The following is a 13,882-nucleotide window of genomic DNA, read 5'->3' as shown; positions in this document are numbered from 1 at the left end:
ATCACGCAAGCGGGGCTTTACGCCGGTCGTCTGCTAAGATCGCGCATCCGTCACATACCGTAACAGGGAAACCCCGCGTGCCCGACGCCATTCTGCGCCTTGCCCTGCCTTCGCCACTGCGGCGCCTGTTCGACTACCGAGCACCTGCCGGAGTGCTGCGCAGTGCCTTGCAGCCGGGCATGCGCCTGCGAGTGCCCTTCGGCCGTCGGGAAATGATCGGCATTCTGATCGAGATCGCCGATCACAGCGAAGTGCCCGCAGACAAACTCAAGCCCGCCATCGCCCTGCTCGATGAGCAAGCCCCCCTGCCGCCCGCGCTGTTCAAGCTGTGCCTGTGGACCTCTCAGTATTATCAGCACAGCCTCGGCGACACCTTGAGCTGGGCGCTGCCAGTCCTGCTGCGCCAGGGCGAACCGGCCGAATCGCGCCAGGAGCGCTTCTGGCAGGTTGCGCCGAATGCCAGCGTCGATGACCCGCGCATTGCCCGGGCACCCAAGCAACGCGAAGCACTGACCACCCTCGCCCAGCATCCACACGGTGTTGCGCATCAGTTGCTGAGCAAGCTGATGCTTAATAAAGAAAGCCTCAATTTGCTGCTGGCTAAAGAGTTGGTGCAGGTTGAAGTGCGCAGCCATGCACCTTCCGCGCGTCATGAACACTGGCTGGCCCAGCCGGAACTGCCCCTCAACACGGAACAACGCGCGGCCTGCGAGGCGATTCGCGCCGGGTTCGGCAGCTTTCATGCGTTCCTGCTGGCGGGCGTTACCGGCAGCGGCAAGACCGAAGTCTATTTACAGCTGATCCGCGAAACGCTGGAAGCCGGTAAACAGGCGCTGGTGCTGATCCCGGAAATCAACCTCGGGCCGCAAACCCTGGCGCGCTTCGAACAGCGCTTCAACGCACGCATCGCCCTGCTGCATTCGGCAGTCAATGATCGTGACCGGCTGGATGCCTGGCTGGCAGCGCGGGATGGCGAGGCCGATATTATTATCGGTACTCGTTCGGCGCTGTTCACGCCGATGAAGAATCCCGGCCTGATCATCATCGACGAAGAGCACGACGGCTCCTATAAACAGCAGGAAGGCCTGCGCTATCACGCACGGGATCTGGCTTTAGTGCGTGCACGCCAGGAAAACATCCCCATTGTGCTCGGCTCGGCCACGCCTTCGCTGGAAAGCCTGCACAACGCCTACACCGGCCGCTACGGCCTGTTGCGCCTCAATGAGCGTGCGGGCGGCGCGCAGCAACCGAAATTCATGCGGCTGGACGTTAAAAGCCGTCCGCTGGACAGCGGTATCTCCGGACCGATGCAACAAGCCATCGGCCAGACTCTCGAAGCCGGTCAGCAAGTGTTGGTCTTCCTCAACCGACGCGGCTTTGCGCCGACGCTGCTGTGCCACGATTGCGGCTGGCTGTCGGGCTGCCCGCGATGTGATGCGCGAATGACTGTGCATCAGCGCTCCGGGGAATTGCGCTGCCACCACTGCGGCCACGTCGAACGCGTACCGCGCCAGTGCCCGTCCTGCGGCAAAGTGGATTTGCGCCCGGTTGGCGCAGGCACCGAGCGCGCCGAAGAGCGTCTGGCGATTCTGTTTCCGGATTACCCCGTATTGCGGGTTGATCGCGACAGTACCTCGCGCAAAGACGCGATGAATCAACTGTTCGCGACCATTCAGCGCGGCCAGCCGTGCATTCTGGTGGGCACACAGATGCTCGCCAAAGGGCACCACTTCCCGCGTGTGACACTGGTGTCGATTCTGGATGCCGATGGCGGCCTGTTTTCCGGAGACTTCCGTGCCAGCGAGCGCATGGCTCAGTTGATCGTTCAGGTTGCCGGGCGGGCCGGACGGGCTGAAGAGCCAGGCCGGGTGATCATCCAGACGCACCTGGCGGATCACCCACTGCTGATTCAGCTTACCGAACAAGGTTACTTCGCCTTCGCCGAGCAAGCCCTGAGCGAACGTCGCGCGGCTGGCTTGCCACCTTTTGCGCATCTGGCACTGTTACGGGCCGAAGCCCATAAACCGGGTCAGGCCGAAGGTTTCCTTGATGAAGCCTGCTCGGTTGCCGAGCAATTATTGAACGACATGAATCTGGGCGGCATTGAATTGCTTGGCCCCGTCCCGGCACCGATGGAGCGCCGCGCCGGTCGATATCGAGCACAATTGCTGCTGCAATCCAGCGCCCGAGCGCCACTGCACCGGCTGCTTGCTTCCTGGCTGCTGGCGCTGGAGCAAATGCCGAGCGGCAGGCAGGTCAGGTGGTCGCTGGATGTGGATCCGGTGGATTTGTATTGAAGCGACACTGCGAACAACGCTCTGTGGCGAACTCCATGTCTACCAGCAAGCTTGCTCCCAGCCCCTTGACCTTGTAGGACTGGCTTTAGCCGGGAGGGCAGTATTTCTGGCCAAGGAGATTTGTCGAATGTTCCAATGCTCTCCCGGCTAAAGCCGGTCCTACGGGATTGCGTAGGAGGTAATTCACAACCGCACATCCAACGCGGTTGGCAAGGTGGCTCCGGCAACGGATAATGCCCAGTTTTTCCACCCGCGCATCCAGGCGCTGCCGCGCTTGCGGTCGAAAGAGAGCATCATGAAAGACACCATTCGCCAGCTGATCCAACAAGCCCTGAGCCAACTCGTCACCGAGGGCGTCTTGCCAGAAGGCCTGTCGCCAGCGATTCAGGTGGAGAATGCCAAGGATAAGACCCACGGCGACTTCGCCAGCAACATCGCCATGATGCTTGCCAAGCCAGCCGGCATGAAGCCCCGTGATCTGGCTGAAAAGCTGATCGCCGCGCTGCCAGCCGACGAGCAGATCAGCAAGGTGGAAATCGCCGGTCCAGGCTTCCTGAATTTCTTCCAGAACACTCAGGCCTTGGCCGCACGCCTTGATGCCGCCCTGGCCGACGCCCAATTGTCGGTGCGCAAGAACGGCCCTGCACAGCGCACCGTGGTCGACCTGTCGGCCCCGAACCTGGCAAAAGAGATGCACGTGGGCCACCTGCGCTCGACCATCATTGGCGACGGCGTTGCCAGCGTTCTGGAGTTTCTGGGCGACACGGTCATCCGCCAGAACCACGTGGGCGACTGGGGTACGCAATTCGGCATGCTGTTGGCTTACCTGCAAGAGCAGCCAGCCACCAGCGACGAGTTGTCGGACCTGGAAGACTTCTACCGCGCTGCGAAAAAGCGTTTTGACGAATCCGAAGAGTTCGCCGACCGCGCCCGTGGGCTGGTGGTAAAACTGCAGGCCGGTGACGCCGAATGCCTGAGCCTGTGGACCAAATTCAAAGACATCTCGCTGTCGCACTGCCAGAAAGTCTACGACCTGCTGAACGTCAAACTGACCCCGGCAGACGTGATGGGCGAGAGTGCTTATAACGATGATCTGGCCAACGTAGTTGCCGATCTGAAAGCAGCCGGCCTGCTGGTTGAGAGCAACGGCGCACAGTGCGTATTCCTCGAAGAATTCCGCACCGCAGACGATACCCCGCTGCCGGTCATCGTGCAGAAAGCAGGTGGCGGTTATCTGTATGCAACCACCGACCTGGCAGCTATGCGCTACCGCAGCAACGTACTCAAAGCTGATCGCGTGCTGTATTTCGTCGACCAGCGTCAGGCGCTGCACTTCCAGCAAGTCTTCGAAGTCGCGCGCCGCGCCGGTTTCGTTCACGAAGGCATGCAACTGGAACACATGGGCTTCGGCACCATGAACGGCGCCGACGGCCGTCCGTTCAAGACCCGCGACGGTGGCACAGTCAAACTCATCGACCTGCTCGAAGAGGCCAAGGAGCGCGCCTACACCCTGGTGAAGGAAAAGAACCCGGAGTTGCCTGAAGACGAACTGCGCACCATCGCCCAGGCGGTGGGTATCAGTGCGGTGAAATACGCCGACCTGTCCAAGCATCGGGCCAGCGACTACAGCTTCAATTTCGATCAGATGCTCAGCTTCGAAGGCAATACCGCGCCTTATCTGCTCTATGCGTATACACGGGTTGCGGGTGTGTTCCGTAAACTCGGTACGCCGTTTGATGCCAGCAAGGGCCAGATCGTCCTTGAGGCGCCACAGGAGCAGGAGCTGGCTGCACGTCTGGCGCAGTTTGGGGAAATCCTCAACAACGTCTCCGAAAAGGGCACGCCTCACGTTCTGTGCGCTTACCTCTACGACCTCGCGGGGTTGTTCTCCAGCTTCTACGAGAACTGCCCTATCCTGGCTGCCGATAATGCCGAACAACAGCAGAGCCGTTTGCGCCTTGCTGCATTGACTGGCCGCACCCTCAAGCAAGGCCTGCAACTGTTGGGTCTGGAAACACTGGAGCGTATGTAAGTTGGCTGCCGCGAAAAAGAAACCTGCTCCCAAGCGCGGCGCCAGCCGTTATCAGGCACCCGCGAAGAAGCCGATTCCTGGATGGCTGTGGCTGGCGATCGGCCTCAGCGTCGGTGCATTTGTCGTCTTCCTGATGAAGCTCGAACCCGGTGGCGATGACATCAAGCGGGTCCGGGCGGATGCCAAGGCAGCAAAAATTGCCGAAGCGAACAAGACGCCGCCGAGCCCGACAGCACCGGTGAAGCCCAAGTACGACTTCTACACGCTGCTGCCGGAATCGGAAGTCATCGTGCCTAACGAGGCCGTGCCTGAGAAAACTCCGCCACCTGTGGTTGCGCCGGTCACGCCTGAACAGGCAGCGAAGATTGATACCGCACGCGCACAAGCGGCACTTAGCGGCCTGACGCCGCCACCGGCCCCGCCCGTGGTGAAACCGGCTGCAGTGACGCAGTTCTTCCTGCAAGCGGGCTCGTTCCGCAAGAAAGAAGACGCCGACAAGGTGCGCGCGCAGATCATTCTGCTCGGCCAGACCGCCGCCGTGGAATCCGGCACCGTCAAAGAGGAAACCTGGTACCGCGTACTGGTTGGCCCGTTCAGCAACCGTGAGCAACTGACCGTTGCCCAGAAGCAGTTGGCGACCGGTGGTTTTAGTAACTTGTTGTTGCAGCAGCGTAGCAAGTAGCAGCCAAACGCAGATCCCCGTGGGATCTGATTCATTCGGGAATGGCGGTACGTCTTGCATCATAGGTGCCTGACAAAACGCCTTCGCGAATGAATTCGCTCCCACGGACACTGCCGAAATGCTTGTTCTGTAGGAGCACCCCCGTCGTCCAGACCCCGCGATGCCGCGCAGTAAACACGGACCCTGTAGGAGTGAGCTTGCTCGCGATCCGATTTCATGGCCGACGAATTTATCGCATGAACTGACGCCATCGCGAGCAAGCTCACTCCTACAGTTGTCATGCTCGCCCTTCACCACCACTCATCCCCCACGGTTGAAATCCCTTCCCACACCCCCATATGAGTTTTCACCAGGGCATTTTCGCCCCGCTGTGTGGAGACTCTCCCTTGACCACCATCGTTTCAGTTCGCCGCCACGGCAAAGTCGTCATGGCTGGCGACGGCCAGGTTTCTCTGGGCAACACCGTCATGAAAGGCAACGCCAAGAAAGTGCGTCGTCTGTATCACGGCGAAGTGATTGCCGGTTTCGCTGGCGCTACGGCCGACGCGTTCACTCTTTTCGAACGCTTTGAAGGGCAACTTGAAAAGCACCAAGGTCATCTGGTGCGTGCCGCCGTTGAACTCGCCAAAGACTGGCGGACCGACCGCTCCCTGAGCCGTCTGGAGGCCATGCTGGCCGTCGCCAACAAAGACGCTTCATTGATCATCACCGGCAACGGCGACGTTGTTGAACCCGAAGATGGCCTGATTGCCATGGGTTCTGGCGGTGCTTTCGCACAGGCCGCTGCCCGCGCCCTGCTGCAAAAGACCGACCTGTCGGCGCGTGAAATTGCCGAAACCGCATTGCATATCGCTGGCGATATCTGCGTGTTCACCAACCACAACATCACCATTGAGGAGCAGGACCTCGCTGAGTAAGCCTTGATATGGCCGCTGCTATCAGCGGCCATATCGACCTTGAATCAGCTGGAGGACCGCCAAATACCATGTCAATGACTCCCCGTGAAATTGTCCACGAACTGAACCGCCATATCATCGGCCAGGACGATGCCAAGCGCGCCGTTGCCATCGCCCTGCGTAACCGCTGGCGCCGGATGCAGTTGCCGGAAGAACTGCGCGTTGAAGTAACGCCCAAGAACATCCTGATGATCGGCCCGACTGGTGTCGGTAAAACCGAGATCGCGCGTCGTCTGGCCAAGCTGGCCAACGCGCCGTTCATCAAGGTCGAAGCGACCAAATTCACCGAAGTCGGTTATGTCGGCCGCGACGTTGAATCGATCATTCGTGATCTGGCCGACGCGGCGATCAAGCTGCTGCGCGAACAGGAAATAATCAAGGTTCGTCACCGCGCTGAAGACGCCGCTGAAGACCGTATCCTCGACGCCCTGCTGCCTCCAGCCCGCACAGGTTTTCAGGAAGAAGCCGCGCCGAGCAACGATTCCAATACCCGTCAGCTGTTCCGCAAGCGCCTGCGTGAAGGTCAGCTGGACGACAAGGAAATCGAGATCGAAATAAACGAAACCGTTGGTGTCGACATTTCCGCGCCACCAGGCATGGAAGAAATGACCAACCAGCTGCAAAGCCTGTTTGCCAACATGGGCAAGGGCAAGAAGAAGAGCCGCAAGCTCAAGGTCAAAGAAGCGTTCAAGCTGGTGCGCGAAGAAGAAGCGGGTCGCCTCGTTAACGAGGAAGAACTCAAGGCCAAGGCGCTGGAAGCCGTCGAACAGCACGGAATCGTGTTCATCGACGAAATCGACAAGGTCGCCAAGCGCGGCAATGTGGGCGGTGCCGATGTATCCCGCGAAGGCGTACAGCGCGACCTGCTGCCGCTGATCGAAGGCTGCACGGTCAACACCAAGCTGGGCATGGTCAAAACCGACCACATCCTGTTCATCGCGTCCGGCGCTTTCCACTTGAGCAAGCCGAGCGATCTGGTGCCTGAGCTGCAAGGCCGTCTGCCGATCCGTGTTGAACTCAAGGCGCTGTCGCCACAGGATTTCGAACGTATCCTCAGCGAGCCACATGCGTCCCTGACCGAGCAATACTGCGCGCTGCTGAAAACCGAAGGCTTGAACATCGCGTTCGAAGCCGACGGCATCAAGCGTCTGGCCGAGATTGCCTGGCAGGTCAACGAGAAGACCGAGAACATCGGTGCCCGTCGCTTGCACACCCTGCTTGAGCGTCTGCTTGAGGAAGTGTCGTTCAGCGCCGGTGACCTGGCGACTGATCCGGATGCAGCGCCGATCCGCATCGATGCCGAATACGTGAACAGTCATCTTGGCGAACTGGCCAAGGATGAGGATCTGTCGCGGTATATTTTGTAAAGTGAAGAATCGTTGGAGCGAGGCTTGCCCGCGAACCGGACGACGCAGTATATCTGGTACACCGCGTCGTCCGGTTCGCGGGCAAGCCTCGCTCCAACAGAGTTTCTGACATGCCCAAGTTACCTACAGCCATCCAGCTCCACAAAGCCTCGAAAACCCTGACACTCAAGTACGGGCCGGACGAGGAATATCACCTGCCTGCTGAGTTCCTGCGGGTACATTCGCCGTCTGCCGAAGTTCAGGGCCACGGCAAGCCGATCCTGCAATTTGGCAAACTCGGGGTTGGCCTGACCAAGGTCGAACCGGCTGGTCAGTACGCACTGAAATTGACCTTCGACGACGGTCATGACAGCGGACTGTTCACTTGGGAATACCTCTACGAACTGGCGCAACGCCAGGAAGACCTGTGGAATGACTATTTGCTTGAGCTGAAAAACGCAGGCAAATCCCGCGACCCTTCCGAGCAAGTCATCCGGCTCTTGCTCTAACCCGTGCTCCACAGCCGCCCGGCGTTTTAGGACGCGCTTTCTAATTCCTTTTGTTTGAATGTGCCGCGCAGCGGCCAATGACGGGTGCTGCTTGCGATTTTTCGCAATCTCGCGTAACCAATGGTTCTGGCAAGTTCCCTGCATCTTCGAATGCAGTGAAAGGGTGAGCGGTAAAGCCGTCGTATAAAGCGCAGCGCTTGTTACGAATAAACGCGGCCCCAAGGGAAATTGATTTCAGCCATCATGGTTCACCCGAGCAGTAGTACCGGCATTTGCCTGTGTCACTGATTCACAGGGAAGCGGTACTCACATCAGGACAATGGAGCGTCGTGAATGAGTAGCAGAAACAACGATGACCTGCAGCAACAAGCCTCGGAACACACACTGGGTTTGAACCCGGTCGTTGGTCTGCGGCGCAAGGACTTGCTGACCACTGCCCGCATGGTCCTGCGCCAAGCCCTGAAACAACCCTTTCACAGTGCAAAGCACGTCGCCAGTCTGGGCGTTGAACTCAAAAACGTGTTGCTGGGCAAATCAGCGCTCCAGCCAGCCCCGGAAGACCGACGCTTCAACGATCCGGCCTGGAGCCAGAATCCGGTTTATCGTCGTTATCTGCAGTCCTACCTGGCGTGGCGCAAGGAGCTGCATGACTGGATCGGCGACAGCAATCTCTCTCCTCAGGAAATCAGTCGCGGGCACTTCGTCATCAATCTGATGACCGAAGCCATGTCGCCCACCAACACCGCCGCCAATCCGGCCGCGATCAAACGCTTCTTCGAAACCGGCGGCAAAAGTATTCTTGATGGCCTGTCACATCTCGCCAAGGATCTGGTGCATAACGGCGGCATGCCCAGTCAGGTCAACATGGACGCCTTCGAAGTCGGCAAGAGTCTGGGCACCAGCGAAGGCTCGGTGGTGTTTCGCAACGACGTGCTGGAGCTGATTCAGTACAAGCCCATCACCGAGCAAGTGCATGAACGGCCGCTGTTGGTGGTGCCGCCGCAAATCAACAAATTCTACGTATTCGACCTGAGCCCGGAAAAAAGCCTGGCGCGTTTCTGCCTGCGCAGTAACGTGCAGACGTTCATTATCAGTTGGCGTAACCCGACCAAGGCGCAGCGTGAATGGGGCCTGTCGACGTACATTGATGCGCTCAAGGAAGCTGTCGACGTAGTCACCGCCATCACCGGCAGCAAAGACATCAACATGCTCGGCGCTTGCTCCGGCGGCATTACCTGCACAGCCCTGCTGGGACATTACGCGGCGCTGGGCGATCAAAAAGTCAATGCTCTGACCCTGCTGGTCAGCGTGCTCGATACCACCCTGGACACCGACGTCGCCTTGTTCGTCGATGAGCAAACCCTGGAATCGGCCAAGCGCCATTCCTATCAGGCTGGCGTGCTGGAAGGCAGTGACATGGCGAAAGTATTCGCCTGGATGCGCCCCAATGACCTGATCTGGAATTACTGGGTCAACAATTACCTGCTGGGTAACGAACCTCCGGTGTTCGACATCCTGTTCTGGAACAACGACACCACCCGCCTGCCCGCCGCGTTCCATGGCGACCTGATCGAGATGTTCAAGAACAACCCACTGATCCGCCCCAATGCCCTTGAAGTGTGCGGTACGCCTATCGATCTCAAACAGGTCACCAGCGATGTGTTCTGCCTGGCCGGGACCAACGATCACATCACGCCGTGGGGCTCCTGTTACAAATCCGCACGACTGTTCGGCGGAAAGACTGAATTTGTTCTGTCCAGCAGCGGCCATATCCAGAGCATTCTCAACCCGCCCGGTAACCCCAAGGCACGCTACATGACCAACAGTGAAATGCCGGTTGATCCAAAGGCCTGGCAGGAAAACGGCACCAAGCACACCGATTCCTGGTGGCTGCACTGGCAGGGCTGGCTGAGCAAGAGATCTGGAAAGATGAAGAAGTCTCCTGCGAGCCTGGGCAACAAGACCTTTGCGCCCGCAGAAGCATCTCCGGGGACCTATGTGCATGAACGCTAAGGGCTGATGCGACGGGTGGAGTCAGGAATGGCTGGGCGAGGCCGTTAAACCGGTTAGGGCTATCGCCGCGTTCCGAGACTGTTACGTCGCACAGCAAACACAGCCCCGTAGGACTGGCTTTAGCCGGGAGGACATTTTTCTGATCCAGAATATCCAGTGGATGTACCGGCCCTCTCCCGGCTAAAGCCGGTCCTACGACGTATGCATAACTGCACCAGCGGTTTAACCCACAGGGCTTCGCGCATGCCGCAACCGTTTATTTTTCGCACTATCGATCTGGATGGCCACAGCATCCGAACCGCTGTACGCCCTGGCAAGAGTCACCTGACTCCTCTGCTGATTTTCAATGGCATAGGCGCCAACCTGGAGTTGGTGTTCCCGTTCGTTGATGCGCTGGACCCGGATCTGGAAGTCATCGCCTTTGATGTGCCCGGCGTCGGTGGCTCCTCGACGCCCAGTCGCCCGTACCGCTTTCCCGGTCTGGCAAAACTGGCGGCGCGCATGCTCGATTATCTGGACTATGGCCAGGTCAACGCTATCGGCGTTTCATGGGGCGGCGCGCTGGCTCAACAGTTCGCCCACGACTACCCCGAGCGCTGCAAAAAGCTGGTTCTGGCGGCGACGTCAGCCGGTGCGGTGATGGTGCCCGGCAAACCGCGAGTGCTCTGGTTGATGGCCAGCCCGCGGCGTTATATCCAGCCTTCCCATGTGATCCGCATTGCACCGGAAATTTACGGCGGCGCATTTCGGCGCGATCCTTATCTGGCCGCCAACCATGCGGCAAAGGTCCGTTCGTCCGGCAAGCTGGGCTATTACTGGCAACTGTTTGCGGGCATGGGCTGGACCAGCATTCACTGGCTGCACAAGATCCATCAGCCTACATTGGTACTGGCCGGTGACGACGATCCGCTGATCCCGCTGATAAATATGCGCCTGCTGGCTTGGCGGATCCCCAATGCCCAGCTACACATAATCGATGACGGTCATTTGTTCTTGATCACCCGTGCCGAAGCCGTTGCGCCGATCATCATGAAATTCCTCCAGCAGGAGCGTCAGCGAGCCGTGATGCATCCGCATCCGACACCCAGCGCAAGCTGATCATCACAGACAGAAAAGGATTCCCCGCACCACAAATAAAGCGTCACTGACTGCGCCGGTTGAATGGAAGTTGTTCGGCGCAAAACGACGCATGCCCCGAGGAGCATGCGTCCGCAAAGATGTATCGGCACGACGAAGGAGTGTTGCCCCCATGCGAGAACGATCAGCCAAAAGCGCCGAGATCACACCGGCGACTTACATCAATGCACAAAGTGCGATCACCGGCCTGCGTGGCCAGGATTTGTTTTCAACATTACGCAAGGTTGCCGCCCAAGGTCTGCAGCATCCATTGCGTAGCGCCCGCCACGCATTGGCCCTCGGCAAGCAAGTCAGCCGTGTCGTGCTGCTGGGGGAAACGCCCTATCAGTTGCCCGCCCGTGATACCCGTTTCACAGACCCTACATGGACGTTGAATCCGCTGTACCGTCGCGGCTTGCAAACGTATCTGGCGTGGCAGCATCAGGTTAAACACTGGATCGATGACACCGACCTGTCCAAGGATGATCGCGACCGGGCGCACTTCATTTTCTCGCTGCTCAACGATGCGCTTTCTCCGTCCAACACCTTGCTCAACCCCATGGCCGTCAAAGAGCTGTTCAACAGCGGCGGCAACAGCGTGGTCAAGGGCATTGGCCACATGTTCGATGATCTGTTGCACAACAACGGCCTGCCCCGACAAACCACTAAAAACGCCTTCGAAGTGGGTCGCACAGTGGCGGCCACCCAAGGCTCGGTGGTGTTTCGCAATGAGCTGCTGGAGCTGATCCAGTACAAGCCGATGAGCGAAAAACAATACGCCAGGCCGTTATTGATCGTGCCGCCGCAAATCAACAAGTTCTATATTTTTGACCTGAGCCCGGCCAACAGCTTCGTCCAGTACTGCCTGAAGAACGGCTTGCAGACCTTCATGATCAGTTGGCGCAATCCGGATGTCCGGCACCGTGAATGGGGCTTGTCCACCTACGTTCAGGCCACCGAAGAAGCGATGGCGGCATGCCGGTCAATCACTGGCGCCAAGGACGTGAATCTGGTCGGTGCTTGTGCAGGTGGGCTGACCATCGCCGCGCTGCAAGGGCACTTGCAAGCGAAGCGGCAACTGCGCAAAGTCGCCAGCGCGACTTACATGGTCAGCCTGCTGGACAGCCAGATCGACAGCGCTGCGACGTTGTTCATCGATGAAACGACTCTTGAAGCTGCCAAGCGTCGCTCGTATCAGCAAGGCGTGCTGGACGGTCGGGACATGGCGAAAATCTTCGCCTGGATGCGCCCGAATGATTTGATCTGGAGTTACTGGATCAACAATTACCTGCTGGGCAAGGCCCCGCCCGCTTTCGACATTCTGTACTGGAACAACGACAGCACCCGCCTGCCCGCCGCATTGCACGGCGATCTGCTGGACTTCTTCAAACACAACCCGCTGACTCACCCTGGCGGACTGGAAGTCTGTGGCACCCCCATTGATCTGCAGAAGGTGACCGTGGACAGCTTCAACGTCGCAGGCATCAACGATCACATTACTCCATGGGACGCGGTCTATCGCTCGACACTGCTGCTGGGCGGCGACCGGCGCTTTCTGCTGTCCAACAGTGGTCACGTGCAGAGCATTCTCAACCCGCCGGGTAACCCTAAAGCCAACTATGTCGAAAACAGCAAACTCAGCAGCGATCCACGGGCATGGTATTACGACGCGCAGAAACATGAGGGTAGCTGGTGGCCTGCCTGGCTGGAATGGATACAAGCCCGGTCCGGCACCCAGCGCGAAACCCAAACGGCGCTGGGTAACGCAATGCATCCCGCGCTGGAAGCCGCGCCGGGGACTTATGTGCATGTTCGGTAAAGTGCCCGACACTAATCCCTTGTAGGAGCTGCCGAAGGCTGCGAAAGCGGTGTGTCATGAATGCCCGATTCGCAGCCTTCGGCAGCTCCTACAGATGTATACATTTCCCTTCGAAATCATCTGCCAACAAGAAGACCGGATGAAAACCCGCGACCGAATCCTTGAATGTGCCCTGACGTTATTCAATCAACAGGGCGAGCCCAATGTCTCCACGCTGGAAATTGCCAACGAACTGGGCATCAGTCCCGGCAATCTTTACTACCATTTCCACGGCAAAGAGCCCTTGGTGCTGGGTCTTTTCGAGCGCTTCCAGGCAGAGCTTTCGCCCCTGCTGAACCCGCCCGAAGACGCGCAACTGGCCGCCGAAGATTACTGGCTGTTCCTGCACTTGATCGTCGAGCGACTGGCCGACTACCGCTTCCTGTTTCAGGACCTGTCCAACCTGGCGGGGCGATTGCCCAAACTGGCTCGCGGTATTCGTAGCCTGCTCAATAGCCTCAAACGCACGCTGGCGTCGTTACTGGCACGCCTGAAAGCTGAAGGCCAGGTGGTCAGCGACACCCAGGCTTTGGGGCAACTGGTGGAGCAAATCACCATGACCCTACTGTTCTCGCTGGACTATCAACGGATTCTGGGGCGCGAAGCTGAAGTACGGGTGGTGGTCTACCAGATCATGATGCTCGTCGCACCACACCTGACAACGGGCTCACGGCATGCGGCGCAGCAATTGGCGATGCATTATCTGGAGGAGTGATTTCTCGCAGTACTGACAGTTCTTCAGGAAGCGGCTCTGCCTCTGACACTCTGCGTTGGCGCAACAAACACATCCCCCTGTGGAAGATTCTACGTTCACCCGCAATCCCGTAGGACCGGCTTTAGCCGGGAGAGCGGTATTTCTGACGAGGAATATGTAGTGAACGTCGCGACACCCTCCCGGCTAAAGCGGAGCGCCGCCCGGCCGGTCCTACGGAATAGCGCAATTTCATGTGGGAGATTCTATGTTTGCTTGCAATCGTAATTGGATGGACTCGCCCAAGCCGAGGCGTCAGTAGCGCCACGGTGGCATTCTTAAGAAGCCAACGACAGCGAGGGCGAGTCCATGAAAAAGCATA

Annotated in this window: 10 protein-coding genes; all 10 read left to right on the top strand. The window is 58.7% G+C overall.

The annotated features are described in order from the left end of the window. Nucleotides 1–77: 77 nt before the first annotated feature. The 10 genes from AO242_RS05670 (at nucleotide 78) to AO242_RS05625 (ending at nucleotide 13,524) form a co-directional block, all read left to right on the top strand. Nucleotides 78–2,297 (top strand): primosomal protein N', encoded by a 2,220-nt coding sequence (locus AO242_RS05670; RefSeq protein ID WP_027901989.1) that lies wholly within the window; start codon nucleotides 78–80, stop codon nucleotides 2,295–2,297. Nucleotides 2,298–2,592: 295 nt separating this feature from the next. Then, entirely contained in the window at nucleotides 2,593–4,329 is a 1,737-nt protein-coding gene (gene argS, locus AO242_RS05665; RefSeq protein ID WP_099268000.1) for an arginine--tRNA ligase, read from the top strand. 1 nt (nucleotide 4,330) lies between these two features. After that, entirely contained in the window at nucleotides 4,331–5,011 is a 681-nt protein-coding gene (locus AO242_RS05660; RefSeq protein ID WP_099267999.1) for an SPOR domain-containing protein, read from the top strand. A gap of 386 nt (nucleotides 5,012–5,397) precedes the next feature. Further along, complete coding sequence (gene hslV, locus AO242_RS05655) at nucleotides 5,398–5,928, top strand: ATP-dependent protease subunit HslV (RefSeq protein WP_027901992.1); 531 nt, start codon at nucleotides 5,398–5,400, stop codon at nucleotides 5,926–5,928. A gap of 68 nt (nucleotides 5,929–5,996) precedes the next feature. After that, nucleotides 5,997–7,334: an HslU--HslV peptidase ATPase subunit gene (gene hslU, locus AO242_RS05650; RefSeq protein WP_099268083.1), complete on the top strand. Its 1,338-nt coding sequence runs from the start codon at nucleotides 5,997–5,999 to the stop codon at nucleotides 7,332–7,334. A 110-nt stretch (nucleotides 7,335–7,444) separates the two neighbouring features. Continuing rightward, nucleotides 7,445–7,822 carry a gamma-butyrobetaine hydroxylase-like domain-containing protein gene (locus tag AO242_RS05645; protein ID WP_099267998.1) on the top strand — a complete coding sequence of 126 codons (378 nt, stop codon included), beginning with the start codon at nucleotides 7,445–7,447 and terminating at the stop codon, nucleotides 7,820–7,822. A 333-nt stretch (nucleotides 7,823–8,155) separates the two neighbouring features. Next, nucleotides 8,156–9,835 carry a class II poly(R)-hydroxyalkanoic acid synthase gene (gene phaC / locus AO242_RS05640; protein ID WP_099267997.1) on the top strand — a complete coding sequence of 560 codons (1,680 nt, stop codon included), beginning with the start codon at nucleotides 8,156–8,158 and terminating at the stop codon, nucleotides 9,833–9,835. Nucleotides 9,836–10,078: 243 nt separating this feature from the next. Next, a complete protein-coding gene (gene phaZ / locus AO242_RS05635; RefSeq protein ID WP_099267996.1) occupies nucleotides 10,079–10,933 on the top strand; it encodes a poly(3-hydroxyalkanoate) depolymerase in 855 nt (284 codons plus the stop codon). A gap of 151 nt (nucleotides 10,934–11,084) precedes the next feature. Then, nucleotides 11,085–12,770 carry a class II poly(R)-hydroxyalkanoic acid synthase gene (gene phaC / locus AO242_RS05630; RefSeq protein ID WP_099267995.1) on the top strand — a complete coding sequence of 562 codons (1,686 nt, stop codon included), beginning with the start codon at nucleotides 11,085–11,087 and terminating at the stop codon, nucleotides 12,768–12,770. A 139-nt stretch (nucleotides 12,771–12,909) separates the two neighbouring features. After that, on the top strand, nucleotides 12,910–13,524 hold the full coding sequence (locus AO242_RS05625; protein WP_099268082.1) for a TetR/AcrR family transcriptional regulator: 615 nt from the start codon (nucleotides 12,910–12,912) through the stop codon (nucleotides 13,522–13,524). Nucleotides 13,525–13,882 lie beyond the last annotated feature (358 nt).

This window comes from Pseudomonas sp. ICMP 561 (assembly GCF_002699985.1).
GTDB classification, from domain to species: domain Bacteria; phylum Pseudomonadota; class Gammaproteobacteria; order Pseudomonadales; family Pseudomonadaceae; genus Aquipseudomonas; species Aquipseudomonas quasicaspiana.
Note: the sequence above shows the minus strand (reverse complement) of the source record. Positions and strands in the feature narration are given on the sequence as shown.